At 70.8% G+C, this 14,492-nt stretch carries 9 protein-coding genes; 3 read left to right on the top strand and 6 right to left on the bottom strand.

Annotated elements, in window-relative coordinates:
* Positions 1–129: 129 nt before the first annotated feature.
* Positions 130–606, bottom strand: a complete 477-nt coding sequence (locus WMF26_RS15625; protein WP_438000963.1) for a PEGA domain-containing protein — start codon at positions 604–606, stop codon at positions 130–132.
* A 745-nt stretch (positions 607–1,351) separates the two neighbouring features.
* On the opposite strand from WMF26_RS15625, the gene WMF26_RS15620 reads away from it, so the two are divergent.
* Complete coding sequence (locus tag WMF26_RS15620) at positions 1,352–2,905, top strand: serine/threonine protein kinase (RefSeq protein WP_438000962.1); 1,554 nt, start codon at positions 1,352–1,354, stop codon at positions 2,903–2,905.
* 218 nt (positions 2,906–3,123) lie between these two features.
* Here WMF26_RS15620 and WMF26_RS15615 read toward each other — a convergent pair whose 3' ends face one another.
* From WMF26_RS15615 to WMF26_RS15605, 3 genes are all read right to left on the bottom strand, one after another.
* Entirely contained in the window at positions 3,124–3,600 is a 477-nt protein-coding gene (locus tag WMF26_RS15615) for a single-stranded DNA-binding protein (protein WP_061627762.1), read from the bottom strand.
* A gap of 278 nt (positions 3,601–3,878) precedes the next feature.
* Positions 3,879–4,907, bottom strand: a complete 1,029-nt coding sequence (gene recA / locus WMF26_RS15610; protein ID WP_437940870.1) for a recombinase RecA — start codon at positions 4,905–4,907, stop codon at positions 3,879–3,881.
* A gap of 156 nt (positions 4,908–5,063) precedes the next feature.
* Positions 5,064–6,668 (bottom strand): YifB family Mg chelatase-like AAA ATPase, encoded by a 1,605-nt coding sequence (locus WMF26_RS15605; RefSeq protein ID WP_438000961.1) that lies wholly within the window; start codon positions 6,666–6,668, stop codon positions 5,064–5,066.
* A gap of 250 nt (positions 6,669–6,918) precedes the next feature.
* Between WMF26_RS15605 and WMF26_RS15600 the strand changes: the two genes are divergently transcribed.
* Positions 6,919–8,055 (top strand): hypothetical protein, encoded by a 1,137-nt coding sequence (locus tag WMF26_RS15600; RefSeq protein ID WP_438000960.1) that lies wholly within the window; start codon positions 6,919–6,921, stop codon positions 8,053–8,055.
* 117 nt (positions 8,056–8,172) lie between these two features.
* Here the strand turns inward: WMF26_RS15600 and WMF26_RS15595 are convergent, their stop codons facing one another.
* Both WMF26_RS15595 and WMF26_RS15590 read right to left on the bottom strand, forming a co-directional pair.
* Positions 8,173–10,635 (bottom strand): SpoIIE family protein phosphatase, encoded by a 2,463-nt coding sequence (locus WMF26_RS15595; RefSeq protein WP_438000959.1) that lies wholly within the window; start codon positions 10,633–10,635, stop codon positions 8,173–8,175.
* Positions 10,636–10,652: 17 nt separating this feature from the next.
* Positions 10,653–11,030, bottom strand: a complete 378-nt coding sequence (locus WMF26_RS15590) for an STAS domain-containing protein (RefSeq protein WP_061626502.1) — start codon at positions 11,028–11,030, stop codon at positions 10,653–10,655.
* A 604-nt stretch (positions 11,031–11,634) separates the two neighbouring features.
* Here WMF26_RS15590 and WMF26_RS15585 point away from each other — a divergent pair.
* Positions 11,635–14,430 carry a beta-propeller fold lactonase family protein gene (locus tag WMF26_RS15585; RefSeq protein WP_438000958.1) on the top strand — a complete coding sequence of 932 codons (2,796 nt, stop codon included), beginning with the start codon at positions 11,635–11,637 and terminating at the stop codon, positions 14,428–14,430.
* Positions 14,431–14,492 lie beyond the last annotated feature (62 nt).

Genomic DNA, 14,492 nt, shown 5'->3' with positions numbered 1-14,492 from the left:
GTCATCTACATATCGACGCCACAAACCAAAACCCACTTCGAGCTGTCCTCGCCGCGCAGGACCACCGTGTGCTCGCCGACCGCGATCGGCCCTTCCCACGGCGTCTTGCCCACCTCGAACCATCCACCATCACGGCGAGCGCCCTGCCTCTCCGCTCCGCGACGCGCTGCCGCCCGGACGCGACGAGCGGCGCGCAACCACGCTCGTCGTTTGACCGCCAGCCACCGATGCGGCGCTCTCGAACGGCTCGAACCTGTCCTTGGAAATGCGGACCACGTGGGTACCCGCAACGACGCGCAGCGGCGCGGCCGACGGATGTGCCCCGCGAGCTCGTTCGTCGATCACGACGGCTGCGCCCGGCTCGGCCCTGACGAGCGCGATCGTCCCGCCCCCGTCACGGAGCGCGAGCACCTCCTTTTGTGCTGCGGTCTTGACAGCGGCCGGGAGAGTGTCCCCGTACGTCGCAAGCAGCCCCTCGAGCGCCTCATCGAAGCGCCCGAGATTCATCAGGCAGGCACCGGCGCTCGAGGTGGCGCTCCAGGTCGCGTAGAGCCGCCTCGACTCGAGAAACTCCGCGAGCGCGGCGTCCCACGCGCCCTCCAGCAAGAGGCGACGCCCCCGTCGAAAACGCCCCTCCGCCTCCTCCCTCGCGCCGGTCTCGTATGGCGCAGGCACCGGCGCGCTCGGCGCCGCGACCGCGACACCACCGCCTAGAGGCGGCACCGTCGGCGGCGCCACGCGACGCGCGGAAGGCTGGGCGGCGAGCGGCGCCGACACAAGCTCCAGCGTCAAGAGGGCCGCGCAGGCCCAGGCGAAAAGGGAGCGGCGGAGCATCGTTCGGAACCGTCGTGAAGCGCAAACCGATAATGCAGCGGCAGCGCCGGATCAATCACGGCGCTTGCGAAACGATGCTACACCGATGCGACCGGACCCATCCGCGCAAGGATGCTCCTTACGCCTTTGGGATACCTCCTTGATCTCTTCCGGCGCATCTTCGGGGTGCGGCGCGCAGTCTCGCGGAGCGCTCGTGGCGCCTTAACGCCGCCCCCGCGCGCTGGTCGCTCCGCGGCCCAGCGGCCGTTTCCGCCTCGCCCTCAGGCGCCACGGACGCAGACGCCCTCCGCAGGGTACACGCGTCCAACTGACCGGCTAACCTGATGACTCTACCCGTCTTTTCCAGACGCCATGCGCGCCGGCGCGCCGGCGCTCCACGACCGCGCGCGCCGCGTGAGAGGGCTCGTGAACGCGCCGAGCCCGTGGTATATAAGCTTCCTGGCGGGACGACTGCGGCCCGTACGGCGCAGAATGAGCGACCGCATCACGGTAGAGCACCTTCGAGAACGCTGCGGTTATGAACGCCAGAACGCTCAACGGTAGGTACCTGCTGGGCTCGCTGCTCGGCGAGGGGGGGATGGGAGCGGTCTACGAGGCCGAGGACCTCGCCGAGAAGCGGCGCGTCGCCGTGAAGCTCATCAACCCGGAGCGCGCCGAGCGCAGCGGCTCCGCCATCGGGCGGTTCGAGCGCGAGGCGAGGGTCGCCGGCGGCATCGACACCGACCACATCGCGCGCGTGCTCGACAGCGGCAAGGACGCGGAGAGCGGCGCGCCCTTCATGGTCATCGAGCTGCTCCGCGGCGAAGACCTCGGCCAGCTCCTCGGCCGGCTCGGCCCCCTACCGCCGCCCCTCGCCCTCCGGATCGTCGCGCAGACGTGCGTGGGCCTGCAGAAGGCGCACGAGGCCGGCGTCATGCACCGGGACATCAAGCCGGCCAACCTGTTCCTCGCGCGCCGCGAGGGAGAGCCGACGATCACGGTCAAGCTGCTCGACTTCGGCATCGCCAAGATCAGGCGGCCCCACGGCTCCGAGGACCCGTCGACGGGCCTCACCCAGACAGGGACCATGCTCGGGACCCCGCGGTACATGTCGCCGGAGCAGGCGCGGGGGCGCAGAGAGATGGACCACAGGACCGACATCTGGTCGCTCGGGATCGTCCTCTACCGCGCCCTCGCGGGACGCACGCCGCATGAACATATCGAGGCCTTCGTCGAGCTCATCGCCGCGCTCGTGCAGGAGCCGCCCCCGCCCGTGCAAGACTTCGCGCCGTGGGTCTCGCCGGAGATCTCCAGGATCGTGCACACGGCTCTCCAGCACGACCGGGAGCGGCGCTACCCGAGCGCCGCCGCGATGCTCAAGGCGATCCTGCCGCTGCTCGACGGGGATCTCACCATCGACGAGAGCATGCTCGTTCCCCTCACCGAGACCGAGCGCGCGATGGTGGCCGACCGACCCGACATCGCGACGACCATCGGTGTGACCGCCCGCGACGTGAATACGACGACGCTCACGTCGAGCAACACCATCCCTGAGCCCCCCGCAGCAGCCGCGGCGCCGCAGCCGAACGGGCTGGCGTGGCGTCGCATCTGGCACGCGGCCGGGATCAGCGTGTTGCTCGCTGGGAGCCTCGGCGCCTACACCGTGGTTCGAGCTGTCAACGGCTTCGCGCAGGGTGGCGCCTCCCAGGCGCCACCGCAGGCGACAACCGAGCAGCCCGCACCCAGACGCCGCGTCAACCTGGTGGTGCTGCCCGCCGACGCTTCGGTGGAGATCGACGGGCGCCCCGCGACGATGCGGGACGGCATCCTCGAGCTCGAGGGCGAGCTGGGCAGCATGCGCCGGGTTCGCGTCTTCAAGGGCGAGGTGGAGATCGTCGCGGACGTCGCGGTGACGGAGCTCGGCGCGCATCCGACCAAGCTCGAGCTGCCACAAGCGCCTCGCAAGGATGGAACGGAAGACGCATCGACCGCGCCGTCCCTCGCCTCGACGAGCGCCGCGGCGCCGAACGGCTCCAGCCCTCGGAAGCGCGCGCCCCAATTCTCCCCGCTCGTCCCGAAGAAATTCGAGTAGTCGCTGGTGCTCCGCGCAACGGCGTCGACGACGACGCGCGCAGCGGCCGGGTTGCGACCGGTGCGGGAACTCTGTCCTCGCCCTCGCGGAGATTCCCCGGTCCATCGGGGCGAGCGCGTCATCGCGTGCCCGGCTGGGTTAGGTGAGATAGGCGGCGAGGCGTACTGGGAGCCGCCGCGAGGCGGCTTCACCCAGCCGCCTCGCCCGTCTCTCGTCCCTCAGTACGGCAGCTCATCCAGCGCAGGCACCTCCGGCGGCCGCCCCCGCGCCCCGTTCTTCCCGGGCCGCGCGGTGGCCGGCACCGCGGCCCCGGGCTGCGTCGCCTCGCCGTCGTCCTCCAGCCCGGGCGGCGGCTGCGCCATGGACCGGCGCCCGGTGAAGCGGAGCTCCCGCGCGATCACCTCGGTGCGGTAGCGCCGGATCCCGTCCTTCTCGTAGCTCGACGTCCGCAGCCCGCCCTCGATGAGCACGCCGTCGCCCTTGGTCAGCACCTTCGCGAGCGCCTCGGCGCGCGGCCCCCAGAACACGATGTTGTGCCACTCGGTGCGCTCCTTGGGCTCCTTGTTCTTGTCGACGAACGACTCGTTCGTCGCCATGCGCAGCTGGAGCACCGGCGTGCCGTTGCCGGTGTAGCGCAGCTCCGGATCCGAGCCGAGGTTGCCCATGAGAATCACCTTGTTCATTCCGTCGTTCATGATGCGCTCCAGATCGTGATGTTGTTGTCGTTGTCGTCGTTTGTTGTCGTTGTCGTCGTTTGCTGTCGATTACGTGGTTTGCCGTCGATTACGTCGTTAGCTGTCGCATTCCGCTGTCACCCGTCGCTCGATATCGCTCGAGCGCCGTCCATCGAGATCTCCTGCTGCCTCGCGCCTCTCTCCACGAGGCGCGGTGTCTCCCCGTGAGCAAACCGTCGTTCGAGCCGAGCGGGCGGCGCCCGGCAGCCCCGGGCCGCCGGCGCGCCGCCCGCTCGGGCTCACGCATCCATCGCCGCGCTCGCGCCGGGCCGCGCCGGCGCGGCCGCGTCGACGGCCGCGCGGAGCGACGTGGCGAGCGTCGGCTTGCCGATCAGCGCCTCGCGGGCGCGCTCCCTCCCCTGCCCGATGTGCTCGCCCGCGAAGGACAGGTGCGCTCCGCTCTTCTCCACCACCCCGAGCTGGCACGCGAAGTCGATGAGGTCCGCCGCGCCGTCGATGCCGGCGCCCCAGCGGATGTCGAACTCGGCCTCTCGGAAGGGCGGAGCCATTTTGTTCTTTACCACCTTGACGCGTGTCCTCGATCCTATGGCCTCGTCGCTCACCTTCACCGGCCCCACCCGACGCACGTCGAGCCGCACGCTCGCATAGAACTTGAGCGCGTTGCCGCCGGTCGTCACCTCGGGGTTGCCGAAGACGACGCCGATCTTCTGCCGGAGCTGGTTGATGAAGATGAGCGTCGTGTCCGTCCGGTGGCATATCCCGGTGAGCTTCCGCAGCGCCTGGCTCATCAGCCGCGCCTGGAGGCCCATGTGCGACTCGCCCATGTCGCCCTCGATCTCGGCCTTGGGCGTGAGCGCAGCCACCGAGTCGACGACGATCACGTCGACCGCGCTCGAGCGCGCGAGCATCTCGACGATCTCCAGCGCCTGCTCGCCGTTGTCCGGCTGCGAGACGAGGAGCCGGTCGATGTCGACGCCGATCGAGCGCGCGTACGTGACGTCGAACGCGTGCTCGGCGTCGATGAACGCGGCGACCCCGCCCGCCCGCTGCGCCTCCCGCATCGCGTGGAGCGTGAGCGTGGTCTTCCCCGACGACTCCGGGCCGTAGATCTCCACGATCCGCCCGCGCGGGTAGCCGCCGATCCCGAGCGCCGCGTCCAGCGACAGCGAGCCGGTCCGGATCAGGCCGATGTCCCTGGTCTCGTTCTCATCGTTCAACGACATGATCGCCCCCTTCCCGAACTGCTTCTCGATGGTGCCGACGACGGTCTTCACGGTGCGGAGCTTCTCAGCGATCTCGGTCATCATCTTGGTCTCTTCCTTTCAACGTGCCTTCGTTGCGTGTCGCGTGCTTCGCGTGCGCGCCCCCGAGCGCGCGAACAGCCGATTCGACGCGGCCGTCGGGGCGGCCGCGATCGCGCCTGCGTCGCTGCAGGCGCGATGATCTTGGGTCGCGCGGCAGGCTCAGGCGCCCGCCGCGGCGGTGACGGGCGGAGGCCCGGAGGCGGCCTCACGGTCGAACAGCCGCGCGCCGATCGCCTCGGCCACGTGCGCCGCGCGCACGGCAGCGCTCCTGTCCATGTCGGCGAGCGTCCGGGCGACCCGCAGCACCTTGGTGTACGCCCGCGCCGAGAGGCCGAGCCGCTCCACGGCCGACGCGAGCACGCGCGCCCCGGAGACGTCCGGCATGGCCACGCGCGCGAGATCCCGCGGGCCGAGCTCGGCGTTGTGCGTCGCCGCGACCTCCCCCGCCTCGAAGCGCGCGCGCTGCGCGGCCCGGGCCTCGACCACGCGCGCCCGCACCGCGGCCGAGCTCTCGGGCGCGTGCAAGGGCGCCCGGCCGTCGTCCATCGCCGTCCCGAGCGGCGCGCACAGGTGAGCGACGTCGACCGGAGGCAAGGCGATGTGCAGATCGATGCGATCGAGCAGCGGCCCGCTCAGCCGCGCGCGGTAGGCGCGCACGCGGTCGAGGGAGCAGACGCAGCGATTCCCGCGATCCCCGTAGAAGCCGCACGGACAAGGGTTGATGGCGGCGACCAGGATCGGACGCGCGGGGAAGACGACGCGGGCGCGCGCGCGACAGAGGGCGACCGTGCCCTCCTCGAGGGGCTCGCGGAGGGCCTCGAGGACGCCGCGGCGGAACTCGAGGAGCTCGTCGAGGAACAGGCAACCATGGTGGGCCAGGGAGACCTCGCCCGGGCGGATCGGATCGCCGCCGCCGACGAGGCCCGCGGCGCTCACGGTGTGGTGCGGGGCGCGGAAGGGGCGCGCCGCGACGAGGCCCCGGTCCGGGGAGAGCAGCCCGGCGACCGAGTGGATCGCGGTGATGTCCAGCGCCTCCTCGTAGGACATGGGCGGCATGATCGTGGGCAGTCGGCGAGCCAGCATGGTCTTTCCGCTGCCCGGCGGGCCCAGCATGATGAGGTTGTGTCCACCGGCCGCCGCGATCTCGAGCGCGCGGCGCGCCCCGTGCTGGCCGCGGACCTCGGCGAGATCCACCGCCGCGGCGCTGGGCTCGGCGACGACCGTGGCCACGGAGCCGGCGCCGGGGAGGGCCTTGTTGCCGCGGAGGTGCGAGACGACCTGGCCGAGGTGCTCGGCGATAAAGACGTCGACGCCGGCCACGCTCGCCGCCTCGCGCGCGTTGCCGTGAGGCACGATCGCGCGCAGGATCCCCTGCTCCGCCGCGCCGCGCAGCGCCGGCAGCACGCCGCGCACCGGGCGCACCGCGCCGCTCAACGAGAGCTCGCCGAGCAAGCCGATCTGGTCGAGCCCTCCGGCCGGGACCTTGCCGAGCGCGGCGAGCGCGGCGATGGCGATCGCGAGGTCGTACGCGCCGCCGCTCTTCTTGAGGTCTGCCGGGGCGAGGTTCACGGTGATCACATATTCGTCGAGCTCGACGCCGAGTTGCTGGAGCGCGGCGCGGACGCGCACGCGGCTCTCTCGGACGCTCGCCTCGGCGAGGCCCACCATCTGGAAGAACGAGGGGCCGCGGCCGGAGTCGACCTCCACGCGGATGGGGTGGGCGTCGAGCCCGAGCAGCGAGAACGTGAGCGCCGTGGCCTGCATGTCCGAGCCCTTTCGCGAACGGCGTGCCAGGCAGGGACGCACGCGATTTCAGGTACTTACGGGCAGCCAGGGGTGGCGGATGCGGCGGAGGGGGTGGCGGCCGCCAGGGGCGCCGGGACCGAGGCGCTCGCGGGCCCCTCCCCCCGGCACACCCACGTTGGGTTCGCGGCAGGTCGACATGGCCGCTCTCGGTTCCTCAGGCAGGCAGCGCCTGGCGCGCTCGGCACCTCATTACGTGCGCCAGGCGTGCTTGGTCAGGAATAGCAAGAAAGGTTCTCACGAATGCTCAGGTGGGTCGGCGGGCCTCATCAGACGAGCATCGATCTCCCGACTTGATGCCTCGCCAACTCTTCTCGCGTCGAGTAGAGAGGAGCGCATGCCGGGAACACCGCACGAGGTGCTCATCGTCGCGCTGCGGGACCGTCCAGCGCTGCTCGCCGACCTCTTCCAGCGGCTCACCGGTAGCTCGTTCGGCACGCCGGCGGAGGCGGTCGATGCCACCGTGCGTTTCACCAGGGCCATCGAGGTTCGTCCGGACCTGCTCCTGCGTTCGCGGCGGCCGGGGTGGGTGATGGTCGAGATCCAGAACTCCATCGATGAGCGCAAGCGGAGGAGCTGGCCGCTCGCGGTCAGCGTGCTCGTCCATCAGGAGAAGACGATGGGCGAGGTGATCGTGATCACGGCCAGCCGCCGCGTAGCCTCGTGGGCGAAGCAGGCCGCGCGCTTTCGGGGCGAGCTCGGCACGCGTTTCGAGCTGACGCCGCGGGTGCTGCTCCTTTCGGGTCGGCGCGTCGAGGCGCTGCTCGATCCGGCGTATCCGGAGCTCGCGCTCTTCGCCGCCTGGGCCGTGCACCACCGCCACGGGCCCGCTGCGCGCAGGATCGTGGCGCGCGCCTTGGAGCTCACCGAGCAGCACCTCACCGACGAGCCGTTGCGAGACGCGCAGGCGCGTGCGATCCTGGCCGTGCTGAGCGACGCCATGCTCGCCTCGCTCAGGGAGCTGGCCATGGATCCGAGCAAAGTCCCTGAAACCCAAGCGTCTCGGCGTTTCCGGCTCTTCTTTGAAAAGCGCGGGAGAGCCGCGGGCAAGGCGGAGGGCAAGATCGAGGGCAAGATCGAGGGCATGCAGGAGGCCCTGCTCGCCGTGCTCGACGCGCGCGGCCTGTCGCTGACGGCTGAGGAGCGCGCTCACGTCAAGGCCTGCACAGTCCCGGCGGAGCTCGATCGATGGATCGCCCGCGCCGCAACGGCCGCCTCCGTGAGCGAGGTGTTCGCGCCGGAACCGGCCAGGGCGGCACAGCGCTCGATCCCGGGGAATCGCTCGCGCGTCCCGGAGCGAAAGGTGCGTAAGTCGCCGACCCCGCGGAAGCCGACGCGGGCGTCGTAACGAGCGCGCCGGCTTCCCCGGCGGCATCCGCGGGCCACCGTACGCGAGCGGCTCACCGGCGTGCTCCTGGCGCACGCCGTCCCGAGCACGAATGAGCGCTCGCTGGCCTCGGGCGCGCTACTCGGGCGCGCGATGCCTCGCCACGACGATCGTGATGTCGTCGTCCGGGCTCGGGCACCAGCCCTCCACCGCCTCGAGGATCCGGTCGCGGATCACGTCGACGGGCGCGGTCTGGACCGCCTCGATGATGGCGCACAGCCGCTCCAGCCCGAACTGCTCGTGCTGCGCGTTGCGCGCCTCGGTCACGCCGTCGCTGTAGAGCACGAGCAGGTCCCCGTCCTCCAGGAAGAGCTCGGCGTCCCGCGTCATCGCCCCGATCTCGGGCAGCGCGCCGATCCAGACCCCGGAGCTCGCGATGCACGTGCAGCGCCGGGAGCGCGCCGAACACACGATCATGTCGTCGTGCGCGCCGGCGAACGTCACGCGCCCGCTGCGCTCGTACCGGAGCAAGAGGAGCGTCGCGTGCTCGTCGCGGTCCAGGCGGCCGCGGACGTTCTTGTAAATCGCCTTGTTGAGCGCGACGACGACCCTCGCCGGGCTCGCGCTCGGGTCGTTGCTCGTCAGCGCCGACACCATGCTCTGGATCATCAGCATGATGAGGCCCGCCGCGAGCCCGTGCCCGGCCACGTCGCCGATCCCGAGCCAACCGCCCCCCGGCGTCGCGAGCACATCGTAGTAATCGCCGCCGACCTCGGCCGCCGGCTGCATCACCGCGCAGAGCTCGAGCCCCTCGATCGAGAGCTGCTTCGGCACCAGCGCGGTCTGGATGCGCGCCGCGACCTGGCTCTCCTGGCGCACGCGCTCCTGCTCCAGGCGCTCGCGCAGCTCCACCTCCCGCACGACCTCCCGGTGCAGCGCCGCGGCCTTGACCGCGGAGCCGAGCTGGAGACGCAGCACGTCGTAGCTCATGGCGCTGGCGCGGCTGTCGAGCACCGCGACGCCGAACGTCTCCACGTCGCCGAACGCGACCGGGAGGACGATCATGCTGCTGCGCTCCACGCCGCCGAGGAACCCCGGCGGCGCGAGGCGGCGCGCCGGGAAGCTCACGGGCGGCGCCTCCACCTCGCGGCCACGATCCATCAGGAACAGCGGCCTCAGCGAGGCGCGCTGGGCGTCGTCGTAGAGCGACACCGCCACGTGCGACAGCTGCATCCGCGGCAGCTCCGACGCCAGCAGGCCCTTGAGGACCGGCAGGCTCAAGCACGCGGCGAACCCCCGAGCGCCGTAGATGACCTCGATCGCGGCGAGCTCCACGCGCAGCCGCTGCTCGCCCTCGACGTGCACGGACTCGCTCCCGATGAGGATCCGCGCAGCGTGCCAGAGCGGCTCCAGGGCCGCCGCGTCGCCGGCCGCGGCCGCCGGCCGGACCCGCTCGCGCAAGAGGGAGATCACGGCCTGGAGCTGGTCGAGGAGCACGCCCTCGCGCCTCGCCTCGTCGAGGAGCGCCTGGAGCGCGCGCAGGAAGCGGCCCCGGTCGCCCGCGAGCTCGTCCTCCAGCGCCGTCAGCAGGTCGCCCGCCCAGCCGTCGAGGGCGCCGATCGGGATCGCCACGCTCCTCCTGAGCGCGCTCTCCAGAGAGGCCCGCTGGTCGGAGGCCGGGCGCGGAGAGCCCTGCGCCGGCGGCGACGGCGGGAGGACCGTGTCGCCCGGGCGGTAGCCGCAGCCGCAGGACTCGCGCTGCGTGAGCTCGACCTCCGCGAGCTCCAGCGCCGGGACGGCCTCGCCGCCGATCAGGCGGAGGATCGTGCTCACGGCCATCCCCCCGAGGCGCTTGATCGGCTGATGGACGGTGGTGAGCGACGGCTTCGTGAAGCGGGCAATGCCGACGTCATCGAAGCCGCACACGAGGACGTCCTCGGGGATGCGGAGCCCCTCCGCCTTGAGCACCTCGATCGCCGCGAGCGCCATCCTGTCGTTGGCGGCCACCACGGCGTCGAACTCGGCCCCGCGCGCCAGGATCTCGCGCATCGCCTCGCGCCCGGTCGGTATCGTGAACGCGCCGACCGCCACGAGGCGCTCGTCGCAAGGGAGCGCCCGCGCCGCGAGCGCCCTCCGGTACCCGCTGGCGCGCAGCTGCGCCTCCTCGCTGCTCAGCGGCCCGCCGATATACGCGATGCGCCGGCGCCCGTGCTCGTCGGCCAGGTGCGCGACCGAGATCTCGCTCCCGAGGGCGTTGTCGACCATGAGGCTCGGGACTCCATCGATCGCCGTCCCGATGCTGCACACCGGCAGCGGCGCGAAGGACCGGCAGAACGCCCGCATGACGTCGACGCCGCCGTAGCGGGAGAGCGTCGACGAGGCGACGATGACGCCATCGGCCGTGTCCGGACCGATGAGGTGATAGAAGGTGCTCCGGTCCGTCTCGTCCGGCCGGAGGGCGCTCGACGGGTCGCCGAACGCCGTCAGCAGGTTGACGTCGTGCGCCTCGGCCGCGCGCTCGACCCCCGCGCGCAGCTCCGACTGGTAGTCGCCGACGACATTGTCGATCAGAAACGCGATCGTCCGGCGCTTCCTCGTCATGGCCTCGGGCCCTCGGCTCATGCGTCGGCGATCGAGACGAGCTCCGGGCACATGCGATCCAGGGGCCTGAGGCTCCGGCGCTGCCACGCGAGCTGCGGGTCCGTCACGAACCGTATCCTGCATTTCATGCCGTGGCCGACGAGGCTGCAGATGAGGCTGACGAACGCCTTGAGGCAGCTCGAGCTCATGAAGCACAGCCCGCGCACGTCGAGCTCGAGCGTGCTCACCGACAGGCGCGCCACCTCGCCCTCCAGGGCCTTGACGTACCTGCTGAGCGGCGCGGCAGCCGCCATGTCCCCCCTGCCGGTGAGCTTGACGCTGAGGGTGTCGTCCCTCAGGGCCGGCTCGATCCCGAAGCCGTCGGTAACGAGAGGGTCCACGCGCAAGCTCCTCATAGCTTCTCCATCCCGCGACCGGCGCGCCGTGCCCGCCAGATCGCCTCCCTCGGTACTACAGCCAGAGCTGGTCCGGTGGTCGATACGAGCCCTCCATCCTACAGCGTCCTCGCGCTGGATCCAATCCCCTCCTGCGCGCACAGCCGTTCGGAGCGCGACCCGCGCGCGTCATTCGTGCTCCTCATCACAGCCGAGCCGCCCCCCGCTCCGCCGATGCTCCGATCCCCGCCGGCCCCCGCCGGCACCGGCGACGCGGTCCACCGACGCTGAGCGCGACTCAGGTGACTCGCGTGACTCACGTAACCCAGGTAGACGAGCGCACACGCCGCCTCGCCTCCCGCGTCGCACGCGCGCCCAGCCACGGTGACGCGTCGTCCAGCGCGCCGCCGCTATCGACGCCTACATCAGCGACAGAGACGCGAGATCGGCGATAGGGCGCGAGGACGAGATGACGAGAGGACGAGGACGAGAGAACGAGAGATCGCCCCTTTGCAAAAAATCGCGCCGAGCTTCTTTGCATGCTTGAACAATCATTCGATTTTGTCTTACAGTCTTGGATTGTCGTTGTGTGGCTGGGGAGCCACTCGACACCACGGAGGCATCCATGACTCGATTGCCCGGTTCACGGTGGGCGACGCTAGGCGCTCTCGTCGCATCCCTGACTGCAGTATCGCTCTCCGGGGCCCCGGCGCTCGCCGCGCCGTCGTTCACCGCGTTCGAGAGCGGCCAGGTCCGCCCGCTGGCCATCTCGCCCGACGGGAAGCTGCTCTTCGCCGTCAACACGCCGGACAACCGCCTCGAGGTGTTCCGCATCGGCAGCGGCGGCCTGGAGCACCGCACGTCGATATCTGTCGGCCTGGAGCCGGTGGCCGTGGCCGTCCGCAGCAATAACGAGGTCTGGGTCGTCAACCACCTGTCGGACAGCGTGAGCGTCGTCCAGCTGGGCCTCGGCGGGCAGACCGGGCGCGTCGTGCGCACGCTCCTCGTCGGCGACGAGCCGCGCGACATCGTGTTCGCCGGTCCGGGGCGAAACCGCGCCTTCATCACGACGGCGCACCGCGGCCAGAACGTCCCCTACGACCCTCAGTTCACGACGCCTGGCGTCGGTCGCGCCGACGTGTGGGTCTTCGACGCAAACCAGCTCGGCCAGTCGCTCGGGGGTAATCCGCTCAACATCATCACCCTCTTCAGCGACACGCCGCGCGCCCTCGCCGTGACCCCGGACGGCACCCGCGTGTACGCGGCGGCGTTCCACTCCGGCAACCGCACCGCCACCGTCAACGAGGCGCTGGTCCCCGACGGCTTCGGGCCGAACGGCGCGCCCGGGCCCAGCACCAACTTCGAGGGCGCGCCGGCGCCGGAGGTCGCCGTCATCGTGAAATACGACGGCGGACACTGGTACGACGAGCGGGGCAAGCTCTGGGACGACCAGATGAGGTTCTCGCTGCCCGACAAGGACGTCTTCGTCATCGACGCCACGGCGAACCCCCCGGCGTGGATCAGCGGAGCGCAGGGCTTCTTCTCCGGCGTCGGGACGATCCTCTTCAACATGGCCGTCAACCCGGTGAACGGGAAGGTCTACGTCGCGAACACCGAAGCGTTCAGCCAGCAGAACTTCGAGGGCCCCGGCCTCTTCGCCGGCGAGACCACGCGCGGCCACCTGCACGAGAGCCGGATCACCGTCCTCAGCCCGGGGAGCGTCGCGCCGCGGCACCTCAACAAGCACATCGACTACAGCACCTGCTGCGCCCCGGTCCCCAACGCCGAGAACGCGAAGAGCCTCGCCTTCCCGCAGGAGATGGCCGTGACCAGCAACGGCGCGACGCTGTACGTCGCCGCGCTCGGGTCGAGCAAGATCGGCGTGTTCAGCACCGCCGCGCTCGAGAACGACACGTTCGTGCCGAGCACCGCGAACCAGATCCCGGTGAGCGGCGGCGGGCCGACCGGCCTCGTGCTCGACGAGAGCAGGAATCGCCTCTACGTGCTGACCCGCTTCGACAACTCCATCTCGATCATCAACACCACATCGAAGACCGAGGTGGGACACGTCCCGATGCACAACCCCGAGCCGGCCAGCATCGTGAACGGCCGCCGCTTCCTCTATGACGCCTCGCTCACGTCGAGCCACGGCGACTCGGCCTGCGCGAGCTGCCACGTCTTCGGCGATCTCGACGACCTGGCCTGGAACCTCGGCAACCCCGACGCCCCCGTCGTGCCGGACCCGGGCCCGTTCCCGTTCGGCCTCTACGACGTCATCTTCAACCAGGAGATCACGGACCCGATCTTCCACCCGATGAAGGGGCCGATGATGACGCAGAGCCTGCGCGGCCTCGCCAACCACGGGCCGATGCACTGGCGCGGCGACCGCACCGGGGGCAACCTCGAGCCGTCCGCGCAGCCGGACGACGGGGCGTTCGACGAGCGGGAAGCCTTCCGGCAGTTCCAGGTGGCGTTCGCCGACCTGCTCGGGCGCAGCGGGCCCCTCCCCCCTGAGGACATGGAGGCGTTCACCGACTTCATGCTCCAGGTCACCTACCCGCCGAACCCGATCAGGAACCTGGACAACTCGCTCACGCCCGATCAGCAGGCAGGGAAGGACTTCTACAACGGCCCCGTTGTCAACTCGATCGCGAGCTGCGGCGGCTGCCACGTGGTCGACCCGGACGCCAACCCGGGCGACGACTTCCCCGGCTTCTTCGGGACGAGCGGCGCCTCCGTCTTCGACTTCCAGACGCAGCTCTTCAAGATACCGCAGCTCCGCAACGTGTACACCAAGGTCGGCGCCTTCGGCCTCCCGGATATCCCCTTCGTCTTCCTGCCGCGCGACAACCAGCACATGGGGGACCAGATCCGCGGGTTCGGCATCCTGAACAACGGCACCGTCGACACGATGTACCGGTTCTTCTCCGCGATCGGGTTCTCCGACCAGTTCCCGAACAACCCCGACGCCATCCCCTTCACCCCCGCGGGCGACGTGCTGCGCCGGCAGCTCGAGGCCTACGTGCTCGCCATCGAGAGCAACATGGCGCCGATCGTCGGCCAGCAGGTGACGCTCAAGCATAACAACAGCGCGGTGGCCGGGCCGCGCATCGACCTGCTCATGGATCGCGCCGACGTCGGGGAGTGCGATCTCGTGGCGAAGACCCAGGGATTCCTCCACGAGGTCGGGTTCCTCTACGTCGGCAATGGCCACTTCCTCACCGACCGGCAGCTCCTCCCGCCCATCAGCGACACGGTGCTCCGCCTGCTGTCCACCCAGACGCACCACGATCTGACGTACACGTGCATGCCGCCCGGCTCGGGCGCGCGCGCCGGCATCGATCGCGACAGCGACGGCTTCCTCGACGGGGACGAGCGCGACGCCGGCAGCGACCCCGCCGATCCGAACAGCACGCCCTGACCCCTCCCCGACGCCGCTGCGCGCGCGGCGGCGCCGCCCGCACCGCCTAGGCGGAGCGCGCG

Origin of the sequence: Sorangium sp. So ce185 (assembly GCF_051526825.1) — a bacterium.
GTDB lineage: Bacteria > Myxococcota_A > Polyangia > Polyangiales > Polyangiaceae > Sorangium > Sorangium cellulosum_D.
This window is presented reverse-complemented; position numbering and strand designations above follow the sequence as displayed.